Raw genomic sequence first — 23728 nt, forward strand, 5'->3', positions numbered from 1 at the left:
GGCTGACAGCCGTCCTCATCGCCTGATGCGCGAGGAGTTGTTACTGGCTTGGCGTTCGCATCCCACACCACCACTCGCCCACCCTACACAACAGATGTGGATCGCCTGCCCGCACCATGACACCGCCCCGGCAATCTAAAGTTGCAACAAATCCAATTGGGAGTCAATTCAGAAATCGTGACCAGCACAATTTGGAAACCAATCCTGAAGCGCGGCGATCAGGTTTTGTATCGAGCCCTGGCACAATCGCTGACGGACGACATTCGTTCGGGGAAATTGCCTCCCGGCACGCAGCTCCCGCCAGTTAGAAAACTTGCGAGCCGCTTGAAAGTCACGGTCGGAACGGTTCGGCGGGCGTTCGAACTGGCGATGGCCGCAGGTCTTATCGATGCGCATGTTGGACGTGGCACTTTCGTGACGCACCTCGCAGACATGCGCACGAACGACATCAAGAATGGTTCCAGGCTTGAACTGATTGATATGGCAATCAACAAGCCGGCCCCGATCGAAGCTGGTGATCTCCTGGCAAGAGCGACCACACGAATTGTGCGTAGCGACAATGGTTGGGCGCTGATGGATTACCGGGACCAAAGCGGGTTCAGTCAGCATCGGCGCACAATTGCCCATTGGCTCCGGACAACAGGCGTGCCCGTCCATGCAGAGCAGATGGTGCTCACCGTCGGCGCGTCTCAGGGACTTGCAGTTGCGTTGGCCACAACGACACGCCCTGGCGACAAGGTTTTCGTCGAGGAGCTTACCTACCCCGGCGTGAAGAATCTGATCCGGATATTTGGACTCGAACCGGTGCCCGTAGCGATCGATCGTGAGGGCTTGGTGACCAGCCACTTGGCTGCGTTGATAAATCAGCAGAACGATGTTCGTGTCCTCATTTGCATGCCACGCGTCCACAATCCCACGACACGTTCAATGAGTTCGGCAAGAAAACAAGATCTCGCCGAATTGGCGAACCTGCATGATCTCACGTTGATCGAGGACGATTGCTACGGTCCAAGTCCCAGCCGACCAAGCACGACGCTCTTCGAACTCTGCCCGGAACGCACGTTCTACGTCAGCAGCCTGTCAAAGTCCGTGGCGCCAGGTCTGAGGGTGGGCTATGTCGTTGCATCTGAACGCGTCTTCTCCGCAATGTCGGCGATTTCCCAATCGATGTCTTGGACCTTGCCGCCGCTCATGGTCGAGCTTGCGGCCGATTGGATACGCGATGGATCTGCAGACAAGCTGGCTCAGCTGAGACACGAAGAGACGGTTGCGCGCCAGAAAATCGTGTCCAACGTACTTGGAAATCACCCCTATGAGGCAAGTCAATGGAACACGCACGTGTGGCTGCATTTGCCGGAAGCATGGAATCCTGCTCGCTTTGTCGAGAGCGCCAAGAACCGTGGATTGCTTGTCGTCTCCGGGGATCTATTTTCAATTCAACCGCGGACCAATATTTCGGCTGTTAGATTGGGCATTGGGTCACCAGCAACAAGAGAACTGGTGCGCAACGGCCTCACGATTGTCGCCAATCTCCTGCACGCCTCGTACGACTTCGCAGACGTTACTTAGGCGGCGAAGTTATGGAAGCGAGCGTGGCGCGAGAACTACAGACAGTTCACCACCGGCACAAGCCCGGCCCAGGCCGCCGTCATCGCCGGCTTCGACAGCCAGCCGGCGTTCGGCGCGGCCTTCCGTGAACTGTTCGGCATCACGCCGGGGGAAGCGCGCTCGCTGCAGACCGCGCGCCCACGTTGACGTTCGCGGCTCCCCGTGACGTGTCGCCGGACTTTGAATGAGGCATGCAAATCCGGATAAGACGCAGTACGCCTACGGTCGCAGGATCGACGCCCCGGTCGTCGCCCTGCTCTCCAGATCGCGATGCGCCTTCTGCGCGTCCTTCAGGGCATAGGCATGATGGATCGGCACGTGCAGCTTGCCGTTGATCACAGCAGCGAACATGGTGTCGGCGGCTTCGATCAGTTCGGAGCGCTTGCTGACATAGTCGTTCAGTTTGGGACGGGTCGCGAACAGCGAGCCATGGTTGTTGAGCTCGAGCAGCGAGAACGGCGGCACCGGTCCCGAGGCGTTGCCGAAGGAAACGAACATGCCGCGCGGTTTCAGGCATGACAGCGAGCCCGGGAACGTGGTCTTGCCGACGCCGTCATAGACCACGTCGCAGAGCTCGCCGCGGCTGATCTGTTTGACGCGCGCAACGAAATCTTCCTCGTTGTAGAGGATGACGTGGTCGCAGCCATTGGCGAGCGCGAGTTCGGCCTTTTCCTTGGAGCCGACGGTGCCGATCACGTTGGCGCCGAGCGCCTTGGCCCACTGGCAGGCAAGCAAGCCGATGCCGCCGGCCGCCGCATGGATCAGCACACGATGCCCGGTCTCGACGCGGAAGGTCTTGTGCAGGAGATAGAAGACGGTCAGGCCCTTGAGCATCAGCACGGCTGCCTGCTCGTGGGTGATCATGTCGGGCAGCTTGACCAGCTTGTCGGCCGGGATGTTCCGCTCGCTGGCGTAGCCGCCGAGATTGAAATAATAGGCAACACGATCGCCGGGATGGAAATTGGTCACGCCCGGCCCGACGGAGACCACCTCGCCGGAGGCTTCGTTGCCGGCGATGAACGGCAGCGCCGGCGCCTTGTAGAGGCCGGTGCGATAGTAGGTGTCGATGAAGTTCAGGCCAACGGCATGCTGACGCATCCGCACCTCGCCCTGGCCGGGCGGCGGAACATCGACATCCTCATAGGTCAGCACCTCCGGCCCGCCGACCTGATGGACACGCACTGCCTTGGTCATCTCCGACTCCCGCTTCTGTATGGCGAGATTAGGCGTCAAGCGATGAGCGGGCAACCCGGTCCGTGGGTATCTCTATGACGGCCGCGCGCGGTTGCGATTGCCGCGCGCCAGGATGTTGAACGCTTCCACCGCCAGGGCAAAGGCGATGGCGAAGTAGATATAGCCGCGCGGAATATGAAACGCGAAACCATCGGCCACCAGTGCCACGCCGATCAGCACCAGGAAGGCCAGCGCCAACATCTTGGTGGTCGGATGCTTGGCGACGAAAGCCGAGATCGGCCCCGACGAGACGTACATCACAATGCAGGAGATGATGACCGCGGCGACCATGATCGCGATATCCTGCGCCATGCCGATCGCCGTGATGATGGAATCGATCGAGAACACCAGATCGATGAGGATGATCTGGACGATCACCCAGAAGAACGCGTTGGCCGGCGTCGCGCCCTCGCCGCCTTCGCGCGCCTCGACCTCGCCATGGATCTCGTGGGTGGCCTTCGCGATCAGGAACGCACCGCCGCCGATCAGGATGATGTCGCGCCAGGAAAACGCGTTGCCCCAGATCTCCAGCACCGGTTTGGTGAGCCCGATCAGCCAGACCAGGATGAACAGCAGCGCGATGCGGAAGATCAGCGCCAGCGCCAGTCCCAGTTGCCGCGCGCGCTTGGCCTGATGCTCGGGAATCCGAGACACCAGCACCGAAATGAAGATGACATTGTCGATGCCGAGAATGATCTCGAGTGTCGTCAGTGTCACCAGGGCGACCCAGGCTTCGGGACTGGTGAGAAGTTGCATCATGCCTTCACCCGCTTGATGATCCGTATGACAATGTCGCTGCACAGGCCGTAGAGCGCAATGGCGCACAGACCGAAGCTGACGCTAGCCGGCACGCGAAAATCCTTGATGACAGCCTCCAGCGCGAGGAAGCCCCACAGCGCGATCAGCCCGAGATTCAGCCAGCGCAGCCGGGTGACGCGCACCGGATGAATGACGTGGAACGGCACGAAGGTCAGCACCAGCAGCACCGCCATCGACAGGCTTGCCGTGACCGGGCCGGGCTTGAGCAGGAACAGATAGAAAGCCGCCGCATTCCACAATGTGGGAAATCCGCGAAAATGGTTGTCGTCGGCCTTCATGCGCCGATCGGCGAAATACAGCGCCCCGGTGACCACGATGGCGGCGCCCAGCAGAGGCGCCGCGACCGGCAGCAAGAGCCCGCTTGCCGTGATGGCGTAGGCCGGCACGAACACATAGGTCGTGAAATCGACCACCAGATCGAGGGTCTCGCCGGACCAGTCCGGCAGCAAGCGGCTGACGTCAAGGTGGCGCGCGATCGGCCCGTCCAGCGCATCCACCAGCAGCGCCGCGCCAAGCCAGCCGAACATCGCCGACCAATGCTCCCGCACCGCCTCCAGCATCGCCAGCAGTGCAAAAGCGGCCCCCAGCGCGGTGAGGACATGCACGCCGAAGGCGCAGACGCGCGCGGCGAGCGAGGCAGTGGGCGCTGGGTGGGGATTCGGCTCGGTCATGGGTCCCGCTGTGATTAACAGGAATAGTCCTGCTTTGCCCAGCCGCTTGCGGCGTTCCGCCGCGCGATTCGGCTGCGGATCGGTCGCAGCCAAAGCCGATTGCACGGTTTCTCGGCGACCCTTATATCCGTGATCCATGACCGGCCAGCCCCATCCACAATCCTTCGATGTCGCCGTGATCGGCGGCGGCCCGGCCGGCTTGGTCGCTGCGATTGGTCTGGCGGCGGCGGGGGCCAACACGGCGCTGGTGGCGCGGCGCGCGCCCTATGCCGACAACAGGACCACGGCCCTGCTCGGCCAATCGGTCGAGCTGCTGGAGCGTCTCGGCGTCTGGCAGCGCTGCGTGGCGAACGCCACGGCGCTGCGCGTGATGCGCCTGGTCGACGACACCGGCCGGCTGGTGCGCGCGCCGGAAGTGCGTTTTTCCTGTGACGAGATTGGCCGCGAGGCGTTTGGCTACAACATCGAAAACCGCATCCTGCTGGAGGCGCTGGAGAGCCGCGCCGCGGAGCTCGCGCACATCACCCGATTCGACGACGATGCCGACACCATCGAACCGCACGGCGAGTCCGCCGAGGTCCGCACCCGGCTGGGTCAGTTGCTGCGTGCACGCCTGGTGATCGGCGCCGACGGGCGGCGCTCGCTCAGCCGCGACGCGGCCGGGATCGACGTGAAACGGCGCGCGCTGGCGCAGACTGCCCTCACCTTCAACGTGTCGCACAGCCGCCCGCATCACAATGTCTCGACCGAATTTCACACCGTGCATGGTCCCTGCGTGGTGGTGCCGCTGACGGGCGACCGCTCCAGCATCGTCTGGGTCACAACACCGCAGGAGGCCGATCGACTGATGGCGCTGAGCGACGAGGAACTTGGCGTGGCCGTCGAACAACAGGCCCATTCCATCCTCGGCCGCATGCGGATCGAAGGCCCGCGCCATACGTTTCCACTGGCGATCGAGCACCCGAGGCGCGTCGCGACCAACCGCGTGGTGCTGGTCGGCGATGCCGCGCATGTGCTGCCGCCGATCGGTGCGCAGGGTCTCAACATGGGATTGCGCGACGCCTCCGACATCATCGATATCGCCACCGAGGCGCTCGGCCACGAGGACGATCCGGGGTCGGCGCAGGCGCTGGCGCGGTTCGAGCGGGCGCGCTGGGCTGATATCGGCAGCCGGTCGCTGATCATCGATTGGGCCAACCGCTCCCTGCTCAGCGATTTCCTGCCGGCGCAGACGGTCCGCGCGCTCGGCATGCATCTGATCGGTGGTTTTGGCCCGCTGCGGCGCCTCGCCATGCGCGAGGGCCTGGCGCCGTCATGGCGGTCCGGGGCGCGCTGATCCAAAACGCTACGGCAGCACGATCTGGCCGGTCTTCAGCATCCACATCACGCTGGTCAGTGTCACCACCGACACGAAAGTTCCCAACAGCACCGCGGCCGACGCAGCCTCGATCCAGGCGTCGTACTGCCGCGCGATCACGAACACATTGAGCGCCGGCGGCAGCGACGCCATCAGGATCGCGGTGGCCGACCATTCCGGCACGAACGGCCCGAGCAGCATCAGGAGGCCGAACACAATCAGCGGGTGCAGCACGAGTTTGACCAGGATGATGCCGGGGACTTCCCACGGCACCCGGCTGAACGGCCGCAGCGCCACCGTCACCCCGAGCGCGAACAGCGCGACGGGGGCAGCGGCGCCCTGCAGGAACTGCAGGGTGTTGTCGATCGCGACCGGCGGATGCAGGTGGAAGGCGGCGGCGAACGTGCCGCAATAACCGGCAACGATCAGGGGGTGAAACACGATCTGTTTCACCACAGACACAATCGTCGGTCCCAGCGGCTGGCCTTTGCCGCTGGACACCGCCATCAACAGCGGCACCAGCGAGAATAAGAGAATGCTGTCGAAGCAGAAGATCAGCGCCACCGGCACCGCGGCCTTGGCGCCGAGCGTTGCCAGCGCCAAGCCCGGGCCCATATAGCCGATGTTGCCATAGCCGCCGGAGAGTCCCGCCATGGTGGTGTCGCGCAGCGACAGCCGCCCCATCAGCCGGCCCATCCCTGCCGACAGCGTGAACGCCAGCGCCGTGGCGCTGGTGGTCGCAATCACAAACGGCAGGTTGTTCAGTTCCTCGAACGGCGTCTTGGCCAGGATCCGGAAGAACAGCGCCGGCAGCGAGACGTAAAGCAGGAAGAAATTCATCCAGGCGAGGCCCGCTTCGGGGAGAGCCTTGGCCTTGCCGCAGGCGAAGCCGATGAAAATCAGCCCAAAGTAGGGCAGCGCCAGATTCAGGATATCGATCATCAGGATACGTGGGGCTTGAAGGCGTCTTGGCGAGGTGTGGTCATCGGGGAGCGAGGGTTTCCGGGGGGCAAATGGTCGGTTTTGCCACTAGCATCGGCCACAATCCTGGTCTATCGACGGGTATGATCAAAGCGCGTACCGCCAAGTTCCAGATCGGCCAGATCGTCCGCCACCGGATCTTCTCGTTCCGCGGCGTGATTTTCGACATCGATCCGGAGTTCAACAACACGGAAGAGTGGTGGTTGTCCATCCCCGAGGGGGTACGGCCGCACAAGGACCAGCCGTTCTATCACCTGCTGGCCGAGAACTCCGAAACGGAATACGTCGCCTACGTCTCCGAACAGAACCTGGTCCCCGACGACTCCGGCGAGCCGATCCGCCATTCCCAGGTCGCTGAAATCTTCGTGAAGGACAAGTCCGGCGGCTACCGCCCGCGCAATCCGTCGCTGAACTGACCGCCACCCGCTGGCGCAAAAATCGTCCAACAGAAAATCTGATCCAGCAAATTTGAGTAACAAAAAAGGCGCGCCTTCCAGCGCGCCTTTTGTTTTGGCCTTGCGGCCGGGTTACTTCGCCGCCGGATTGGGGGCCGGTGTCGCGCCCTGCGGCTGCGCCGCCTCGAGCTTCTGGCGCGCCTCATTGGCCCGCTTCTGCAGCTCTTCCTGCAGCTTCTTCTGGTTTTCCTCGAACACCTTCGGATCGGTGGGCGGACCGTCGAAGGCCTTGGCGAATTCCGCCAGCGGCAGCGGCAGCGTCAGCGGCGCGCCGTTGGAATTGATCGCCTGCACGATCAGCTGCTGGCCCTTCTTCAGGTTGGCGATCATCTCAGGCGTCGCTTCGTAGTCGGACATGCAGCCGTTCTGGAAGCAGATCACGTACGGGCTCTGCGCCGGGGTGTTGTTGTCGATGATCACCCGGGTGCCGTGGACCAGCTGCATGCCGAGCGGCAGCGTAACGCGCAAAATCTTCTTCGGCTCGCCTTCCGGCTCGATGATCACGGCGGCGACCACCGGCTGGCCGGATTCGATGCGGCCGTCCTTGCCGGTGAAGCAGATCTGCTTGGCGTTGGCATCCTGGCCCTTGAGGCAGAACTTGGTCCAGGGTGCATAGATCAGCTGGACCTGCTGTTCGGCGGGCTGCTGCGGCGCCGCCGGCGCGGCGGGTGCCTGGGCGGCCGGAGCCGGAGCTGGCGCGGCCTTCGGAGCCGCCTTGGGCGCAGCCTTCGGGGCCGGAGCCTTGGGGGCGGCTGCCGGGGGAGCAGCCGGCTGCTGAGCAAAGGCGGCGGTTGAAACGGTCAATGTCGCGGCAGCCAGCGCCGCCAAAACCCGCCCGCGCGGCAGCGCCGGCACGGCCAAGAGACGAAAATTCATTGCGGAAGACCCTTTCTGAACCGTGGGATTGAACCCGCTGACGCCAGCGTACATCCCCCACAATCGGCGGCTGTCTCGGAGGCAAATAAGGCAGTAGCGTGACCGGGCGTATGGCCCGTCATCGATCGCACGCCTTCATACATCCATCGCCGAAAAGATCAATGCCAACGGCACCTTTTGCCGAGATCATAACGTGGTCACCGGTCCTCCATGATAGAGAATGGGACGTGCCAAAGGCCGAATCACGGATGGGTTTCGTAAACACGTCACGGGCCGGACTGCACCCCGTCCGGAGCTGCCTGGTCGCCGTGCTCGCGGCCCTGCTCGGGTGGTGCCCGGCAGGGCTTTTTTGCAGTGCGACGGCCCGCGCTGATCCCATCCCGCATCATGGCATCGCCATGCATGGCGCGCCGGCTCTGCCACAGGACTTTGCGCACATGCCCTACGCCAACCCGGACGCCCCCAAGGGCGGTCGGCTAACGTTCGGCATCCTCGGCACCTTCGACAGCCTCAACCCGATGATCGTAAAGGGTTTGGCGGTGCAGCAGATCCGCGGTTACGTGATCGAAAGCCTGCTCACCCGCGGCCAGAACGAAGCGTTTACGCTCTATGGCCTGTTGGCCGAAAGCGTCGAGACCGACGATAACCGCAGCTATGTCACGTTTCGCCTGAATCCGAAGGCGCGGTTTTCCGACGGTCGGCCGGTCCTGGCAGAGGACGTGCTGTTTTCCTGGGCACTGTTGCGCGACAAAGGCCGGCCGAATCATCGGCTGTACTATGCCAAGGTCGCGAAGGCCGAGGCTCCTGATCCGCGCACCGTGCGGTTCACGTTCACTGACGCCAACGACCGGGAGTTGCCGCTGATCCTCGGCCTGATGCCGGTGCTGGCGAAGCACGCCATCGATCCGGCGACATTCGAGGACACCTCCCTCGCCCCGCCGATCGGCTCCGGACCCTATCAGGTCTCTGAGGTCAAGGCAGGCACCCGCGTCATCCTGACCCGCAGTCCGGACTACTGGGGCCGCGACCTGCCGGCGAACCGCGGCCTCTGGAATTTCGACGAGGTCCGCCTCGACTACTATCGCGAGGTCAACGGCGCGTTCGAGGCGTTCAAGCGCGGCCTGTACGACTTCAGGGTCGAACACGAACCGCTGCGCTGGCACGAGGGCTACGACTTTCCCGCCGCGCGCCGCGGCGAGGTGATTCGCACCGAAATTCGCACCGGCCTGCCCCAACCCTCCGAATATCTCGTGTTCAACACACGGCGACCGCTGTTCGCCGACATCCGGGTCCGCGAGGCCTTGACCCTGCTGTTCGATTTCGAATGGATCAACCGCAACTACTTCTTCGGGCTCTATACCCGCGTCGGCGGATTCTTCGCCGGCTCGGAATTGTCGGCGTATCGGCGGCCGGCCGATGAGCGTGAACAGGCCCTGCTGAAGCCATATCCACCCGCTCTGCAGCCGGCCATCGTCGATGGCAGTTGGCGCCTGCCCGTCACTGACGGCAGCGGGCGTGATCGCGACACGCTGGGCGCCGCGCTGAAACTTTTGTCGGACGCCGGCTACGATCTCGAGGGCACCACACTGCGCAATCGCAAGTCCAAGGCCGCGTTCGGCTTCGAACTGCTGGTCACCACCCGCGACCAGGAGCGGATCGCGCTGGCCTTCGCGCGCGATGCCAGGCGTGCCGGAATCGCCGTTTCGGTGCGCGTGGTCGACGCGGTGCAGTTCGACCAGCGCAAGCTCGCCTATGACTTCGACATGATCCAGAACCGCTGGGACCAGTCGCTGTCGCCCGGCAATGAACAGAACTTCTATTGGAGCAGCGCCGCCGCCGATACCAACGGCACCCGCAATTATATGGGAGCCAAAGAGCCGGCGATCGATGCGATGATCGCGGCCATGCTGGAGGCTCGCACCCACCCGGACCTCGTGTCCGCCGTCCGCGCGCTCGACCGGTTGCTGATGTCCGGCTTCTACGCGATCCCGCTCTACAACGTCGAGAAGCAATGGATCGCCCGATGGAATCGGATACAACAGCCGCAGACCAATGCATTGAGCGGATACCTGCCTGAAACGTGGTGGCAGCGGCCGACCGCAAGCGGACCATGATCCAACCGAGCCAAACTCACCCAGGGGCAAGCCAAGGTGTCAGACCGGATCGATACCCAAACCCTGAGCAAGCCCGCACCATCTGGCGCGACCCCGGCAAGCCCGTCGCCATCCATCGATGATATCTTCCGCCGGCTTGTCGCCCGCCATCCCGGTTTTCCGGCTCTGATCGATCCGCCGGACAAGCGGCGTATCACCGGCGAAGCGCCCTCCGGGCTGACCTATGCCGAAGCAGATGCCGCGGTGTCCGCGCTGGCCGCCCAATTTGTTGCTGCCGGACTTCCGGCCTCTTCCGTGATCGCCATCCAGTTGCCGAATACCGTCGAGTTCATGCTGACGGTGCTCGCAGCACTGCGTGCCGGTCTCGTCGTTGCGTTGGTGCCCCAGCTCTGGCGGCAGGCTGAACTCTCGTCGGCGCTCAACCGCACCGGCGCGCGCGCCATTGTCACGACGGGCACGATCGACGGCGTCAACCACGCCGACCTGGCGATGAACGCGGCGGTCGAGGCGTTTTCGATCCGCCATGTGTTCGGCTTTGGCAGCAATCTTCCCGAGGGAATGACCCCACTGGATATCTCGAGCGCGCCCTCGAGCCCTCTCCCGCACTTTCCAGCGCAGGATGCGCGGCGCGTGGCTGCGATTTCGTTCGACGTCACACCGGATGGCCCGCGCGCGATCCCGCGAACCCAGCTCAATCTGATCGCCGGCGGCCTCGCGATCTTCCTGGAGAGTGGCATCGACCAGGGGCCGATGATCCTTTCGGCGATGCAGCCGTCGTCGTTTGCCGGCCTGAGCGCATCGCTTGTCGCCTGGCTACTGAGCGGCGGTACGCTTGCGCTGCATCATCCGTTCGATCCCGAGTTGCTGGAGCAGCAACTGACCGACGAATCCTGCGCGGTCCTGGTGGTGCCTGGTCCTCTCGCCATGCGACTCCGCGAGAGCGGCTTGCTCCATCGCGTATCCTCTCTCCGTCACGTCGTCGGCCTCTGGCGCGCCCCGGAGCAGATCGCCGCCAGCCCGGAGTGGAGCATCGACAAGGTCCGGTTGACCGATGTCTACCTGTTCGGCGAAATCGGGCTGTTCGGAGCCCGCCGCGGCAGCGACGGTAACCCCACGCCAATCCAGCCCGGCCCGCGCGGCGCCCCGCAGGGCATCTCCGGCTCCTCCGTCGCCTGCGACGTCATCCTGACGCCGCACGGCACGCTCGCGCTGCGCGGCCCAATGGTACCCGTAGTAGCCTACAAGGCGTTGGTGAATTCCACTGCAGCACACGCGCCCTCCGCCATGCCCGACCACGTCGATACTGGGTATGCAGCACGCCGCGATCGGACCAGCGGCGCGACCTGCATTACCGCGCCACCATCGGGAATCATGGCTGTCGGTGGCTACAGATTCCTCGCCAGCGACTTGCAGGAATGGGCGAAGAGATTGGCGCAAGGCGCGATGCTGACTGCACTTCCCGACCGGCTCTGCGGCTATCGTCTGGCCGGGCGCGCGAGCGACAATGCCCGTGCGCGGGACGCATTGACGATCCTCGGCCTGAATCCGCTGATGGTCGAAGCATTTCGTGACCGGACTCCAGCCGCCTGATCAAAGCAGGCTGTTCAAACTTCGCACCGGGTGTTGACTCGCCATTAAGGGCGTTCGGCTAGCGTTATCTCGTCTACGCATCGGCAATTCTGGTGCGGCCACAGACAGTGCGAGCCATTTTCAGCCCCGTTTGATGATGTCCCAGCAAGCCCCTGTTCTCTGCATTTCCGACGGCGCAAATGCCTGGTCCAAAGCCCTCTCCGGGGTTGGGTCGTTTCCGCTGGTCGACACCGCCTGGAAGAATGCCGCCCGGGCCATCGATCGGTTGCAGCCGGCGGCCGTTCTTGTCGCGGACGCCGATGCCGCAGACGAGCGGCTCGGCGAGATCGCGGCCCAGGTCGCCGACATCCAGCCTTACATTCCCCTGATCGCGATCAATCTGAAAACTCAGGGACAAGCGTCGAACGCCATTTCGTTTTCTGCCGCCGACGGCAATCTGGTCCGACTGGAAGCGCGGCTGACTGCGGCCTTGCGGGTGCGCACCTTACACGCCACGGTGCTGCGCAGAATTATTGATACCGCATCCATGCAGCAGCAATTGCCCAACACTGATCCGCTCGACGACGCAACGGTGCTGCTGATCGGTCGAGGCGCATCCTATCCCACGCTGTCGATCGCGCTCGGCGAGCGGATGGGCGTGGTCGGCGCGCTGAGTATCGAAGCTGCGGCCAAACACCTGAACACCCGAGATCTCGACGGCGTGGTCATCGGCGAAGGTTTCAGTCATCGCGTGATCGATGCATTTCTTACAGTGCTATCGGAAGATTCACGCTTCCGCGACCTGCCCGCCATTCTCACCGGGTCGGCCGCCGCGTTCGTTTCCGTGCAGAGCCTGCCCAATCTCGAAATCGTGTCGGGCCAGGCCGAGGATGTCGCCAGCAGCGCCATTCCTCTCATTCGCCAGCACGCTTTCGCGGCCCGCCTGACCCGAGCGCTGAAATCGCTCGACGCCGGAGGCCTGCTCGATACACGCACTGGGCTAATGACCTCGACCGCCTTCGACCGGGATTTCGCCCTGGCCATCGAGGACGCCCAGAAGCGTGGCGGAGGCTTGTCGGCGGCTCGCTTTATGTTCGGCAGCATCCCGGATCGTATCCGCTACGATGCAGCTCGCATCCTCAGCCGGCTGATGCGCCGCATGGATTTCGCTGCGCTGCAGGACGATGGTTCAATCGTCGTGGCATTTGCGGAAACCGACCTGCGCACCGCGCACATGATCGCACGCCGACTGGCCAGTGTCCTGCGCCACACCATGCACAGCCTCGCGCGCGAGAAACGTATCGATCCGCATGTCACGCTGGTGACGCTGCTTCCAAAGGATTCGGCGGTGACACTGTTCGATCGCCTGTATGGCGAAAGCCAGCGCGCGGCGTCCTGACGGCGCTCTTTCAGGCCGCTTTCTTCGCCTCCGCCAGCGCCGCAAGCTGCTGCAGGATGATGGTGGTTCCTTCGACCCGCTCGTCCGGTGTCTCCCAATCCTGCAAGAACACCACTTTCATGTCGGGGCGCACCTTGGCGGCCGCGCCATGAGTGCGGATGAAGGCGACCAGCCGATCCGGCTGGGCAAACGAATTGTCGCGGAACGCGATCACGGCGCCCTTCGGACCGGCATCGACCTTCTCGATATTGGCGCGGCGGCAATAGGCCTTGATGGCGACCACCTTGAACAGATGGCGCACTTCGTCGGGCAACGGTCCGAAGCGATCGCGCAGCTCGGCGCCGAAATCGGCGATCTCGTCCTCGGTATCGAGATCCGCCAGCCGGCGGTACAGCGACAGCCGCACCGACAGGTCCTTCACATAATCGTCCGGGATCAGCACCGGCATGCCGAGGGTGATCTGCGGCGACCAGCGGTCGGCGACCGGCTCGGTGATGCCGGCCTTCAGGCTGGTGATCGCCTCCTCCAGCAGCGACTGGTAAAGCTCGAAACCGACCTCCTTGATGTGGCCGGATTGCTCTTCGCCGAGCAGATTGCCGGAGCCTCGGATGTCGAGGTCGTGCGACGCCAGCTGGAAGCCGGCGCCGAGGTTTTCCAGCGATTGCAGCACCTTCAGCCGGCGCTCGGCCTGCGGCGTGATCTTCTGCTGCGCCGGCAGCGTGAACAACGCGTAGGCGCGCAGCTTCGAGCGCCCGACACGTCCGCGCAGCTGATAGAGCTGCGCCAGCCCAAACATGTCGGCGCGATGTACGATCAGGGTATTGGCTGACGGGATGTCGAGACCGGATTCCACGATCGTCGTCGACAGCAGCACATCGTATTTGCCGTCATAGAACGCCGACATGATGTCTTCGATCACGGTCGGCGGCATTTGCCCGTGGGCGACCGCGACTTTCATTTCCGGGACATGCTTGTCGAGGAAATCCTTGGCTTCGGCGAGATCGTCGATGCGCGGGCAGACATAGAACGCCTGGCCGCCGCGATAACGTTCGCGCAGCAACGCTTCGCGGACCATCAGCGGATCGAACGGCGCCACGAAGGTGCGCACAGCCAGCCGATCGACCGGTGGCGAGGCGATGATGGAAAGGTCACGGACCCCGGTCAGCGCCAGTTGCAGCGTGCGCGGGATCGGCGTGGCGCTCAACGTGAGCACATGCACCTCGGAGCGCAGCTGCTTGAGCTTTTCCTTGTGACTGACGCCGAAGTGCTGTTCCTCGTCGACGATCACAAGGCCAAGGTCCTTGAACTTGATGGTCTTGCCGAGCAGCGCGTGGGTGCCGACCACGATATCGACCGAGCCGTCGGTGAGGCCCTTCTTGACCAGATTGAGGTCTTTGGTGCTGACCAGGCGCGAGGCTTGCGCCACATTGACCGGGAAGCCGCGAAACCGTTCGGTGAAGTTCCTGGCGTGCTGGCGCGCCAGCAGCGTGGTCGGCACCACGACCGCTACCTGCCTGCCCTCGAGAGCAACCGCAAACGCGGCGCGCAGCGCCACTTCAGTCTTGCCGAAGCCGACGTCACCGCAGACCAGCCGGTCCATCGGACGGCCGATCTCGAGATCGTGCAGCGTCGACTGGATCGCGGTGAGCTGGTCCTCGGTTTCCTCATAGGGAAAGCGCGCGCAGAACTCGTCGTAGGTGCCCTGCTGGATCGGATATTTTGGCGCTTCGTGCAGGAAACGCTCGGCGGCGATCTTGATCAAATCGCCGGCGATCTCACGGATACGGTTCTTGAGCTTGGCCTTGCGGTTCTGCCAGCCGCTGCCGCCGAGACGGTCGAGCTCAACATCGGTCTGCTCCGAGCCGTAGCGCGACAGCAGCTCGATGTTTTCCACCGGCAGAAACAGCTTGGTCTCGTTGGCGTAACGCAGTTCGAGGCAGTCGTGCGGCGCGCCGGCGACATCCAGAGTCTGCAAGCCGATGAAACGGCCGATGCCGTGTTCGACATGGACCACAAGATCGCCGGTCGACAGGCTGGTAACCTCAGAGATGAAGTTTTCCAGCTTGCGGCCGGCGCGGCGCGGCCGCACCAGCCGGTCGCCCAAAATATCCTGCTCGGTAATGACGGCGATGGTGTCGGTTTCGAAACCGGCCTCGAGGCCGACCACGGCCAGCGTGGTCTCGTTGCGCGGGGTCGCTTGCACCGTGCGCCAACTGTTGACACTGGTCAGATTGAGCAGCTTGTGGTCGCGCAGCATGTTGGTCATGCGCTCGCGCGAGCCCTCGGTCCACAGCGCGACGACCACCTTCTTGCGCGCGGCCTGCAGGCTGTTGATGTGGGCCACCACGGCTTCGAACACGTTGACCGCCGTGTCAGCCCGTTCCGGCGCGAAATTGCGCCCCTGGCGCAATCCGGCATCGATGACGCTGTCGCCGTCGTCGGGCACCGCGAACGGCGTGAAGCGCGCCAGCGCCACCTCGCCGAGATACTTGCTCCATTCGCGCTCGGTCAGATACAGCCGGTCCGGCGGCAGCGGCTTGTAGACGGCGCCTCCGCCGCCGGGATGTTCGAGCACCTCGCGGCGGGCGTCGTAATAGTCGTTGATCTGCTTGATGCGCTCCTGCGCGGAATCTTCGGCTTGCGGCTCGATGACGACGGGCGAATTGCCGAGATAATCGAACAGCGTGTCCATCCGCTCCTGGAACAGCGGCAGCCAGTGCTCCATGCCGGGATGCCGACGGCCTTCACTGACCGCTTCGTAAAGCAGATCGTCGCGGGTCGGCGCGCCAAAGGCCGCGACATAACCCATGCGAAAGCGGCGGATGGTTTCAGTGACCAACTGGAATTCCGACACCGGCACCAGGTCGAGTGCGCGCATGTCCAGCAGCGTGCGCTGGGTTTCCGCATCGAAGGTGCGGATCGATTCCAGTGTGTCGCCGAAGAAGTCGAACCGCACCGGCTGGTCGAGGCCGGCGGGAAACAGATCCAGGATGCCGCCGCGCACGGCGTATTCGCCGGATTCGCGCACGGTGGACGAGCGGTTGTAGCCGTTGTGTTCAAGCCAGGCGACGATCGATTCCATCGGCACCGCGTGTCCCGGCGCGACCGACAGCGCCTGCGCCGCGATCACCTCGCGCGGTGGCACCCGCTGCAGGATGGCATTGACCGTGGTCAGCACGATCAGCGGCTTGTCGCTGCCCTTCAGGCGTGACAGCCGCGCCAGTGTGGTGACACGTTGCGCGACCACCCCGCCATGGGGCGATACCCGGTCATAGGGCTGGCAGTCCCAGGCCGGGAACTGCATCACGGCCAGATCCGGCGCAAAAAACTCCAGTGCGCGGGCAAGCTGCGCCATGCGCGGGCCGTCGCGGCAGACCACGGCGAGACTGACGGCCGGCGGCTTCGGCCGCGCGGCGACGGCGCGCGCCAGATCGGACGTGATCAGGCCCTCGGCACCCTCAGCCACATTGGCGAGAGTAAGCTGCTTGCCCGCAGCAAGCCGCTCAGCGGGAGAGCGCGACGCAGACGGCTTGTTCATGCGTCGGAGTCCGTGGCACGGAACCCTTTGATGCGCAGGAAAATGCCCCCGGCGAATTCGGCGGGCAGTTCGCCCGCGCCGCTCAACGCCGCATAGAGGTCAGGATCCGGCAATTCCCCAAGCCGCTCCAGCTCGTCGAGTTCGGCTTCGGACAGGTCGTTGATATGGGCGTCGGCAAAACGACCCAGGATCAGGTCCATCTCGCGCGTGCCGCGATGCCAGCAGCGGTACAAGAGCCGCTTGCGGCGGTCCTCAAGGCCGTCGCTTGATCGTGTCGTTCCCGTCATGTCCCAAGCCCGTCTAACGCCAAAAGCCCGGACGTGCCGGGCGGGTTGATATAGCCTCCGTTCCCGGGGATGTCAGTAACTCTCTTTGCGTTGCATTCAGGCCATGCAAAAGCGAGCATCCAGGCCCACAACGAAGTTCATCCCGAGTCGATTGTCGATGCGCCCAGAACGTCTCAATCCGCTGTTCGCGCTGGCCACGAGCCTTGCGGGGGTCGGTCCGAAACAGGACAAGCTGCTGCGCTACCTGCTCGACCGCAACGAGACGCCTCGCCTGGTCGACCTGCTGCTGCATCTGCCGGCCAGCGTGATCGACCGCCGCGCCCGGCCCAAAATCAGGGATGTCGCCGTGGGAACCGTGGTGACGCTGGAGGTGACCGTCGACCGCCACCGCCCCTCGCCTCCTGGCCGCTCGCGGGCGCCCTATCTGGTCTATGCCAGCGACGACACCGGCGACGTGGTGCTGACGTTCTTCCGCGCGCAGCCGGGTTATGTGGAGAAGCTGCTGCCGGTCGGCGAAACGCGATATGTGTCCGGCACTGCGCAGATGTTCGATGGCACGCTGCAGATCGTGCATCCAGACCGCGTGGTTGACGAAGCCGGTTTCGCCAAGTTGTCGCTGATCGAGCCGGTGTATCCGCTAACCGAAGGTCTTGCTCTGGGGTCGCTACGCCGCGCGATCGCGCAGGCTTTGCAGAAATTGCCGCAACTGCCGGAGTGGATCGCGGCCGACGTGCTGCGCCGTTGCAGCTTTCCGTCTTTTGCCGAGGCCCTGAACCGGGTTCATATTCCGAAGGACCTGACCGACATTCTGCCGGACGCGCCGTTCTGGTCGCGCCTCGCCTATGACGAATTGCTGGCGGGGCAGCTTGCGCTGGCGCTGGTCCGGGCGCAGCTGCGCCGGCCGGCGGGTGCGCGCCATGCTGGCGGCGGCCATTTGCGCCACAAGATCATCGATGCGCTGCCCTACGCATTGACGACCTCGCAGCAGCAGGCCGCCGCCGCCATTGCTGATGACCTCACCCAACCGCTGCGGATGCTTCGGCTGCTGCAAGGCGACGTCGGCTCCGGCAAGACCGTGGTCGCCCTGCTCGCGGCTGCGGCCGTCGCGGAGGTCGGCAAGCAGTCGGCGCTGATGGCGCCGACCGAAATCCTGGCCCGCCAGCATCTGAAAACCATCGCGCCGCTGGCCGAACAGGCCGGCGTTCGCGTGGCGATCCTCACCGGACGGGAGAAAGGTCGGGAGCGCCGCGACATTCTCGCCCGTCTCGCCGACGGTGAGATCGATCTGCTGGTCGGCACCCACGCGTTGATTCAGGATGACGTTGTCTACAAGGCGCTGGCGCTGGCGATCGTCGACGAGCAGCACAGGTTCGGCGTGCGCGAACGGCTGGCGCTGACCGACAAGGGAGACGCCGTCGATGTCCTGGTGCTGAGCGCCACCCCAATCCCGCGCACCCTGGTCCTGACCTATTTCGGCGACATGGACATCTCGGAACTGCGCGAAAAACCTGCAGGCCGCCAGCCGATCGATACCCGTGCGATGCCGGCCAACCGGCTCAGCGAGGTGATGGATGGCATCGGCCGCGCGTTGAAGGACGGCAAGCGCGCCTACTGGATCTGCCCGCTGGTCGAGGAGTCCGAAAATATCGATTTCCTGACCGATGCCGAACAGCGGTTCGCCAGCCTGCAGGAGCGCTTCCGCGACCGCGTTGGCCTTGTGCACGGCAAGATGAAAGGCGCGGACAAGGACCGCGTCATGGGCCAGTTTGCATCAGGCGAGATCAGCCTGTTGGTCGCAACCACCGTGGTCGAAGTCGGCGTCGATGTGCCGCAAGCTACCATCATGGTGATCGAGAACGCGGAACGCTTCGGCCTCGCCCAACTTCATCAGTTGCGCGGCCGCATCGGCCGCGGCTCGGAAGCCTCCACCTGCCTGCTGCTCTACCGTGAACCCTTGGGCGAAATGTCGAAGGCACGACTAAAGGTCATTCGCGAGACCACCGACGGCTTCCAGATCGCGGAAGAAGACCTCAAACTGCGTGGCGAAGGCGACGTGCTCGGCACCCGGCAAAGCGGCCTGCCCGGCTACCGGATCGCGCGCCCGGAGGTGCACGGCCAACTGATCGCCCAAGCCCGCAACGAGGCGCTGCGCATCCTCAAGGACAACCCGAAGCTGAAAGGCGCAGAAGGCGAAGCCCTGCGCTGTCTGCTCTATCTGTTCGAACGCGATGAAGCGATCCCGCTGCTCGGCGCGGGGTAAGCCGATTGAAGCTGAGCCGGCTTAATTCGTCGGCGCCGCCACTTTCGGGGCCGGCTTCGCGGCGGCCTCATCACGGGCTGCGCGCGCGGCGCTGGCCATATCGGCAAGCGCAACCACCTTCTTGTCGGGATCACCGCCGGGCTGCACCACGCCGGCCGACATGATCAAGGTCGCGGCATCCTCGGCGCTCATGTCGATCTCGATCACGCTGGCCTTCAGCACGTAGAAAAAGAAACCGGTGGTCGGGTTCGGCGCGCACGGCAGGAAGACGGAAATATATTCCTGCTGTCCGGGAAGCTTTTTCGCCACGTCGCCGCCAGGCGTCTGCGAGATCAGCACGATCGACCACATGCCCGGCGACGGAAACTCCACCAGGCCCACTTTACGGAAGCTTGATCCGTTGCCGGAAAACAGCGTCTCGAACACCTGCTTGAGGCCGCGATAAATCGCGCGCACCACCGGCATGCGGCCGAGCAGCCGTTCGCCGAGATCGACCAGCGTGCGGCCGATCAAATTGTGCGTGAAGAAACCGAGGATGGTCAGCGCCAGGAAAGCAACGACCAAGCCTGAGCCGGGAATGCCCCACGGCAGATAGGTTTCCGGCCGGTAGTCCGTCGGAATGAACGGACGGACGATGCCGTCGACCCATGTGACGAACCACCAGGTCAGATAGGCTGTGATCGCGACCGGGCCGGCAACGATCAATCCGGTCAGGAAATAGTTCCTGACCCGCGCCATAAAGCCACGCGGAACCTCGGGGGGCGGAGCAAGAGGAGGCAGATCACCCGACGGCAGAACCGGCGGCTTGTCTTGTGAGGTCATTCGTGGCCCAGATCATCCAGAAAACGGCGTCATCCAAAAACGGCTGTCGCAGGATCGACACAATTCGCGACGCCGCATCATAGCAGGTTTTGGCACATTTACCGCAACGAACGTGCGACGCTTTGTCTAGCGCCGCCGATCAGAAGTTCCTGCACCACCCGCCACAGGCTGCCTGTCAATTTGACGCCGTTACTCGACCGTGACGGATTTCGCGAGATTGCGCGGCTGGTCGACATCGGTGCCCATGATGACGGCGGTGTGATAGGCGAGCAATTGCACCGGAATGGCGTAAACCAGAGGCGTCACGGTCGCCGGCATGTCGGGAAGCGTAATGGTGACCAGGGAGTCGACAGTTGCCTCAGCGGCTCCCTTCGCATCGGTCATCAGAATGATCCGCCCGCCACGAGCCGCAACCTCCTGCATGTTCGATACGGTCTTCTCGAACACCCGGTCGTACGGCGCGATCACCACCACCGGCATCTGCTCGTCGATCAGCGCGATCGGGCCGTGCTTCAGCTCCCCGGCGGCATAACCTTCGGCGTGGATATATGAAATTTCTTTCAGCTTCAGCGCACCCTCAAGTGCGAGAGGATAGCTGGTGCCGCGCCCCAGATAGAGCACGTCCTTGCTCTTGGCGATGTCGCGCGCGAGCTTCTCGACCTGCGGTTCAGTGGCCAACGCCGCCGCCATCAGGCGCGGCACTTCGATGAGGCCATGAACGAGCTTGGCTTCGTCGGTGTCGGAGAGAATGCCGCGAGCCTTGCCCGCAGCAATCGCTAGCGCAGCCAGCACTGTGAGCTGGCAGGTAAACGCCTTGGTGGAGGCGACGCCGATTTCGGGGCCAGCCAGGGTCGGCAACACGGTCTCGCTTTCGCGCGCGATGGTCGAGGTCGTCACATTGACCACGGACAGCGTATGAAGCCCCTGCTCCTTCGCGTAGCGCAGCGCGGCCAGCGTATCGGCGGTCTCGCCGGACTGCGAAATGAAGATCGCAAGATCCCCCTTGCGCAAAGGAGCTTCGCGATAGCGGAACTCGGACGCGACATCGACTTCCACCGGCAGCCGCGACAGTCGCTCGAACCAATAGCGCGCGATCGATCCGGCATAACTCGCCGTACCGCACGCGGTGATCGAGATGTGCTGGATGTCGCGGAAATCAAACGGCAACTGCAGCGGCAGTGCGATGCGTTCGGCAGCCATATCGATATAGCGCGCCAGCGTATGCCCGACGACTTCGGGTTGCTCGTGGATTTCCTTCGCCATGAAGTGGCGGTAGTTGGCCTTGTCGACCAGGAAACTCGAGGCCCCCGATTTCAGCACCTCGCGGCGCACGATGCCGTTCTGCTCGTTGCGGATCACCGACGAGTCGCGCGTCAGCACCACCCAGTCGCCATCCTCCAGATAGCTGATCGTGTCGGTCAGCGGCGCCAGCGCGATGGCGTCGGATCCCAGATACATCTCGCCGTCGCCGAAACCGATCGCCAGCGGCGCGCCCTTGCGCGCCCCGATCATCAGGTTGTCATGGCCCTTGAAGACAAAGCCGAGCGCGAATGCGCCGCGCAGCTGCGGCAGCGAGGCTTTCACGGCGTCCTCGGGCGTCAGTCCTTTGGTGAGATACGAATTGACCAGATGCACCGCCACTTCAGTGTCGGTGTCGGTCGCGAATATGGCGCCCTGCTTTTCCAGCATCTGGCGCAGTTCGCGAAAATTCTCGATGATGCCGTTGTGAACGACAGCAACATTCTCGGTTGCGTGTGGATGCGCGTTGTTCTCGGTCGGCTTGCCGTGGGTCGCCCATCGGGTATGGCCGATGCCGATATGCCCTTGCAGCGGCGAGGTCTTCAGCCTGGCTTCGAGATTTTTGAGCTTGCCTTCGGCGCGGCGCCGCTCGAGCTGCGTGCCTTCCAGCGTCGCGACACCAGCGGAATCGTAGCCGCGGTACTCCAGCCGTTTCAACGAATCGACCAGCAGCTCCGCAACCGGACCACGCCCCAGAATTCCGACAATGCCGCACATGCGGTTCAGCTTCCCCAAATCGGCTTAATTTGCACTAAATCTCTACCGAGATTTATGCGGCCCACGGACTCAATAATTGTTGCGGATTACGACAGATTGAATTGTTAACCTAAACAAAGCCTGTCTTGCTGAAGTCCCGCCTTTAGTCCTGCCCTCAAGATTTGGGCTTCTTCTTTCGCGCCAGCTTCGTGTCGCGATACCGCTTGGCCCAACCTTCCCGCAGGCTTTGCTCGTTGCGCTCGACCGCCAGCGCATCATCCGGCACATCGCGCGTGATCACCGATCCCGATCCGATGTAGGCCCCGGCGCCGATCTTGACCGGCGCGACCAGTGACGAGTTCGAGCCGACGAAGGCTCCGGTACCGATCTCGGTGCGATGCTTGTCGAAACCATCATAATTGCAGGTGATGGTGCCGGCGCCGATATTGGCGCCCGCGCCGACATGGGAGTCGCCGATGTAGCTCAGATGATTGGCCTTGGCGCCCGCCTCGATCGTCGCAGCCTTGGTCTCGACGAAATTGCCGATCCGCGCCCCCTCGCCGAGCGAGGTGCCGGGCCGCAAACGGGCATAAGGCCCGACCGACGCGTTGGCCCCAATCGAGGCACCAACCACATGCGAGAAGGCATGGATCACCGCTCCGTCTGCGATACTGACGCCGGGGCCGAACACCACGAACGGCTCCACCGTCACGTCCTTGCCGAACACGGTATCGGCTGCGAGATAGACCGTCTCCGGCGCAACCATGGTGACGCCGGCCTCGAGCGCCGCCTTGCGCAGCCGCGCCTGCATTACCTGTTCGGCTTCGGCTAGTTGGGCCTTGGTGTTGATGCCGCGCACTTCGTCCTCGCCGGTTTCGATCACGGCGGCCTTCAATCCGAGTTCCCGAGCGATGGCCACCGCATCGGTCAGATAATACTCGTTCTTGCTGTTTGCATGGCCGATCTTATCAAGAATGGTCAGCGCCACCCGTCCGTCGAATGCCATGATGCCGGCATTGCACAGCGTGATCTTTTTCTCTTCCGCGCTGGCATCGGCCTGCTCGCGGATGGCGACGAGTTCGCCGCCCTCCCCGACAAGGCGGCCGTAACCGGTCGGATCGGCAGCACGGAACCCGAGCACGACCAGCGCGACGCCGTCCTTCAGCGGCGCGCGCAACCGGGCAAAAGTGTCGGCAGACAATAGCGGCGTATCACCGAACACCACCAGAAGATCGTCCGCCCCCTGTGCAATGGCAGAGCGTGCGGCCAGCACCGCATGGGCCGTGCCGCGGCGATCAGTCTGCACGAACGTCTGAGCATCGGGCCTGGCGCGAGTGACCTCGTCAGCCACCGCCTGGTGGTCGGGGCCGACCACGACAGCCAGCGACGAACCTTCACCGCCTGGCGCGGCAGCAAGCACGTGGCGAAGCAACGGCTGCCCGGCGACCGGATGCAGCACCTTCGGCAACGACGAGCGCATCCGCGTGCCCTCGCCGGCCGCAAGCACGATGGTCAGATTGGTCCTGCCGCTCATAGAATGTCCCGTTATGGCCTGTCCGGCAGGGTCATAGCCGAGCCGGCCAACCGACAAAAGGCTTTTGGACGAAAGAGTCCTCCGCGTGCGTTTGCGGCAAGGCACGGTGCCCGTGTTCCTGTTAACATTTCCCTGTGATTCGCAGGGCTGGCGCGAATCGCGGCTGGAATGACGGCACCACTACTGGTGGCGCCGCGGCAGGCAAGTGGG

Annotated in this window: 17 protein-coding genes and 1 pseudogene; 8 read left to right on the top strand and 10 right to left on the bottom strand. The window is 63.8% G+C overall.

The features are described 5' to 3' along the window. Positions 1–177: 177 nt before the first annotated feature. Together RS897_RS32560 and RS897_RS42370 are read left to right on the top strand one after the other, a co-directional pair. On the top strand, positions 178–1569 hold the full coding sequence (locus RS897_RS32560) for an aminotransferase-like domain-containing protein (protein ID WP_315832783.1): 1392 nt from the start codon (positions 178–180) through the stop codon (positions 1567–1569). Between the two features lie 60 nt (positions 1570–1629). Beyond that, positions 1630–1755 (top strand): annotated as a pseudogene (locus RS897_RS42370) (helix-turn-helix transcriptional regulator); the annotation flags it as partial. Positions 1756–1827: 72 nt separating this feature from the next. On the opposite strand, the gene RS897_RS32565 reads toward RS897_RS42370, so the two are convergent. The 3 genes from RS897_RS32565 to pcsA form a co-directional block, all read right to left on the bottom strand. Next, positions 1828–2802, bottom strand: a complete 975-nt coding sequence (locus tag RS897_RS32565; RefSeq protein ID WP_315832784.1) for a quinone oxidoreductase family protein — start codon at positions 2800–2802, stop codon at positions 1828–1830. Between the two features lie 72 nt (positions 2803–2874). Then, positions 2875–3600 (bottom strand): TerC family protein, encoded by a 726-nt coding sequence (locus tag RS897_RS32570; RefSeq protein WP_315832785.1) that lies wholly within the window; start codon positions 3598–3600, stop codon positions 2875–2877. Beyond that, entirely contained in the window at positions 3597–4331 is a 735-nt protein-coding gene (gene pcsA, locus RS897_RS32575; RefSeq protein WP_315832786.1) for a phosphatidylcholine synthase, read from the bottom strand. The genes RS897_RS32570 and pcsA overlap by 4 nt, the downstream gene beginning before the upstream one ends. 136 nt (positions 4332–4467) lie before the next feature. Between pcsA and RS897_RS32580 the strand changes: the two genes are divergently transcribed. Beyond that, on the top strand, positions 4468–5667 hold the full coding sequence (locus RS897_RS32580) for a UbiH/UbiF family hydroxylase (RefSeq protein ID WP_315832787.1): 1200 nt from the start codon (positions 4468–4470) through the stop codon (positions 5665–5667). Positions 5668–5676: 9 nt separating this feature from the next. Here the strand turns inward: RS897_RS32580 and RS897_RS32585 are convergent, their stop codons facing one another. Continuing rightward, positions 5677–6630, bottom strand: coding sequence for an AEC family transporter (locus tag RS897_RS32585; RefSeq protein ID WP_315832788.1), 954 nt, complete (start codon positions 6628–6630; stop codon positions 5677–5679). Between the two features lie 122 nt (positions 6631–6752). Here RS897_RS32585 and hspQ point away from each other — a divergent pair, with 122 nt between their 5' ends. Beyond that, positions 6753–7085, top strand: a complete 333-nt coding sequence (gene hspQ / locus RS897_RS32590) for a heat shock protein HspQ (protein ID WP_315838817.1) — start codon at positions 6753–6755, stop codon at positions 7083–7085. 111 nt (positions 7086–7196) lie between these two features. On the opposite strand, the gene RS897_RS32595 is transcribed toward hspQ, so the two are convergent. After that, positions 7197–8000, bottom strand: coding sequence for an invasion associated locus B family protein (locus tag RS897_RS32595; RefSeq protein ID WP_315832789.1), 804 nt, complete (start codon positions 7998–8000; stop codon positions 7197–7199). Between the two features lie 437 nt (positions 8001–8437). Here RS897_RS32595 and RS897_RS32600 point away from each other — a divergent pair, with 437 nt between their 5' ends. The 3 genes from RS897_RS32600 (at position 8438) to RS897_RS32610 (ending at position 13082) form a co-directional block, all read left to right on the top strand. Continuing rightward, complete coding sequence (locus RS897_RS32600; RefSeq protein ID WP_315832790.1) at positions 8438–10114, top strand: extracellular solute-binding protein; 1677 nt, start codon at positions 8438–8440, stop codon at positions 10112–10114. Between the two features lie 63 nt (positions 10115–10177). Then, positions 10178–11704, top strand: coding sequence for an AMP-binding protein (locus RS897_RS32605; protein ID WP_315838818.1), 1527 nt, complete (start codon positions 10178–10180; stop codon positions 11702–11704). 136 nt (positions 11705–11840) lie between these two features. After that, positions 11841–13082 (top strand): GGDEF domain-containing protein, encoded by a 1242-nt coding sequence (locus tag RS897_RS32610; RefSeq protein ID WP_315832791.1) that lies wholly within the window; start codon positions 11841–11843, stop codon positions 13080–13082. 10 nt (positions 13083–13092) lie between these two features. On the opposite strand, the gene mfd is transcribed toward RS897_RS32610, so the two are convergent. Both mfd and RS897_RS32620 read right to left on the bottom strand, forming a co-directional pair. Next, on the bottom strand, positions 13093–16620 hold the full coding sequence (gene mfd, locus RS897_RS32615) for a transcription-repair coupling factor (protein ID WP_315832792.1): 3528 nt from the start codon (positions 16618–16620) through the stop codon (positions 13093–13095). Beyond that, the gene (locus RS897_RS32620; protein WP_315832793.1) at positions 16617–16907 is read right to left on the bottom strand and encodes an FAD assembly factor SdhE; all 291 of its coding nucleotides are present in this window, start codon (positions 16905–16907) and stop codon (positions 16617–16619) included. The genes mfd and RS897_RS32620 overlap by 4 nt, the downstream gene beginning before the upstream one ends. A 157-nt stretch (positions 16908–17064) precedes the next feature. Here RS897_RS32620 and recG point away from each other — a divergent pair, with 157 nt between their 5' ends. Then, positions 17065–19167, top strand: a complete 2103-nt coding sequence (gene recG / locus RS897_RS32625; protein WP_315832794.1) for an ATP-dependent DNA helicase RecG — start codon at positions 17065–17067, stop codon at positions 19165–19167. Between the two features lie 21 nt (positions 19168–19188). Here the strand turns inward: recG and RS897_RS32630 are convergent, their stop codons facing one another. The 3 genes from RS897_RS32630 to glmU form a co-directional block, all read right to left on the bottom strand. Further along, positions 19189–19989, bottom strand: a complete 801-nt coding sequence (locus RS897_RS32630) for a DUF502 domain-containing protein (RefSeq protein WP_315832795.1) — start codon at positions 19987–19989, stop codon at positions 19189–19191. A gap of 189 nt (positions 19990–20178) precedes the next feature. After that, complete coding sequence (gene glmS / locus RS897_RS32635; RefSeq protein ID WP_315832796.1) at positions 20179–22005, bottom strand: glutamine--fructose-6-phosphate transaminase (isomerizing); 1827 nt, start codon at positions 22003–22005, stop codon at positions 20179–20181. Positions 22006–22159: 154 nt separating this feature from the next. Then, positions 22160–23518, bottom strand: a complete 1359-nt coding sequence (gene glmU, locus RS897_RS32640) for a bifunctional UDP-N-acetylglucosamine diphosphorylase/glucosamine-1-phosphate N-acetyltransferase GlmU (RefSeq protein ID WP_315832797.1) — start codon at positions 23516–23518, stop codon at positions 22160–22162. Between the last annotated feature and the right edge of the window lie 210 nt (positions 23519–23728).

Source organism: Bradyrhizobium prioriisuperbiae, assembly GCF_032397745.1.
In the GTDB taxonomy this organism is placed as follows: Bacteria; Pseudomonadota; Alphaproteobacteria; order Rhizobiales; family Xanthobacteraceae; genus Bradyrhizobium_A; species Bradyrhizobium_A prioriisuperbiae.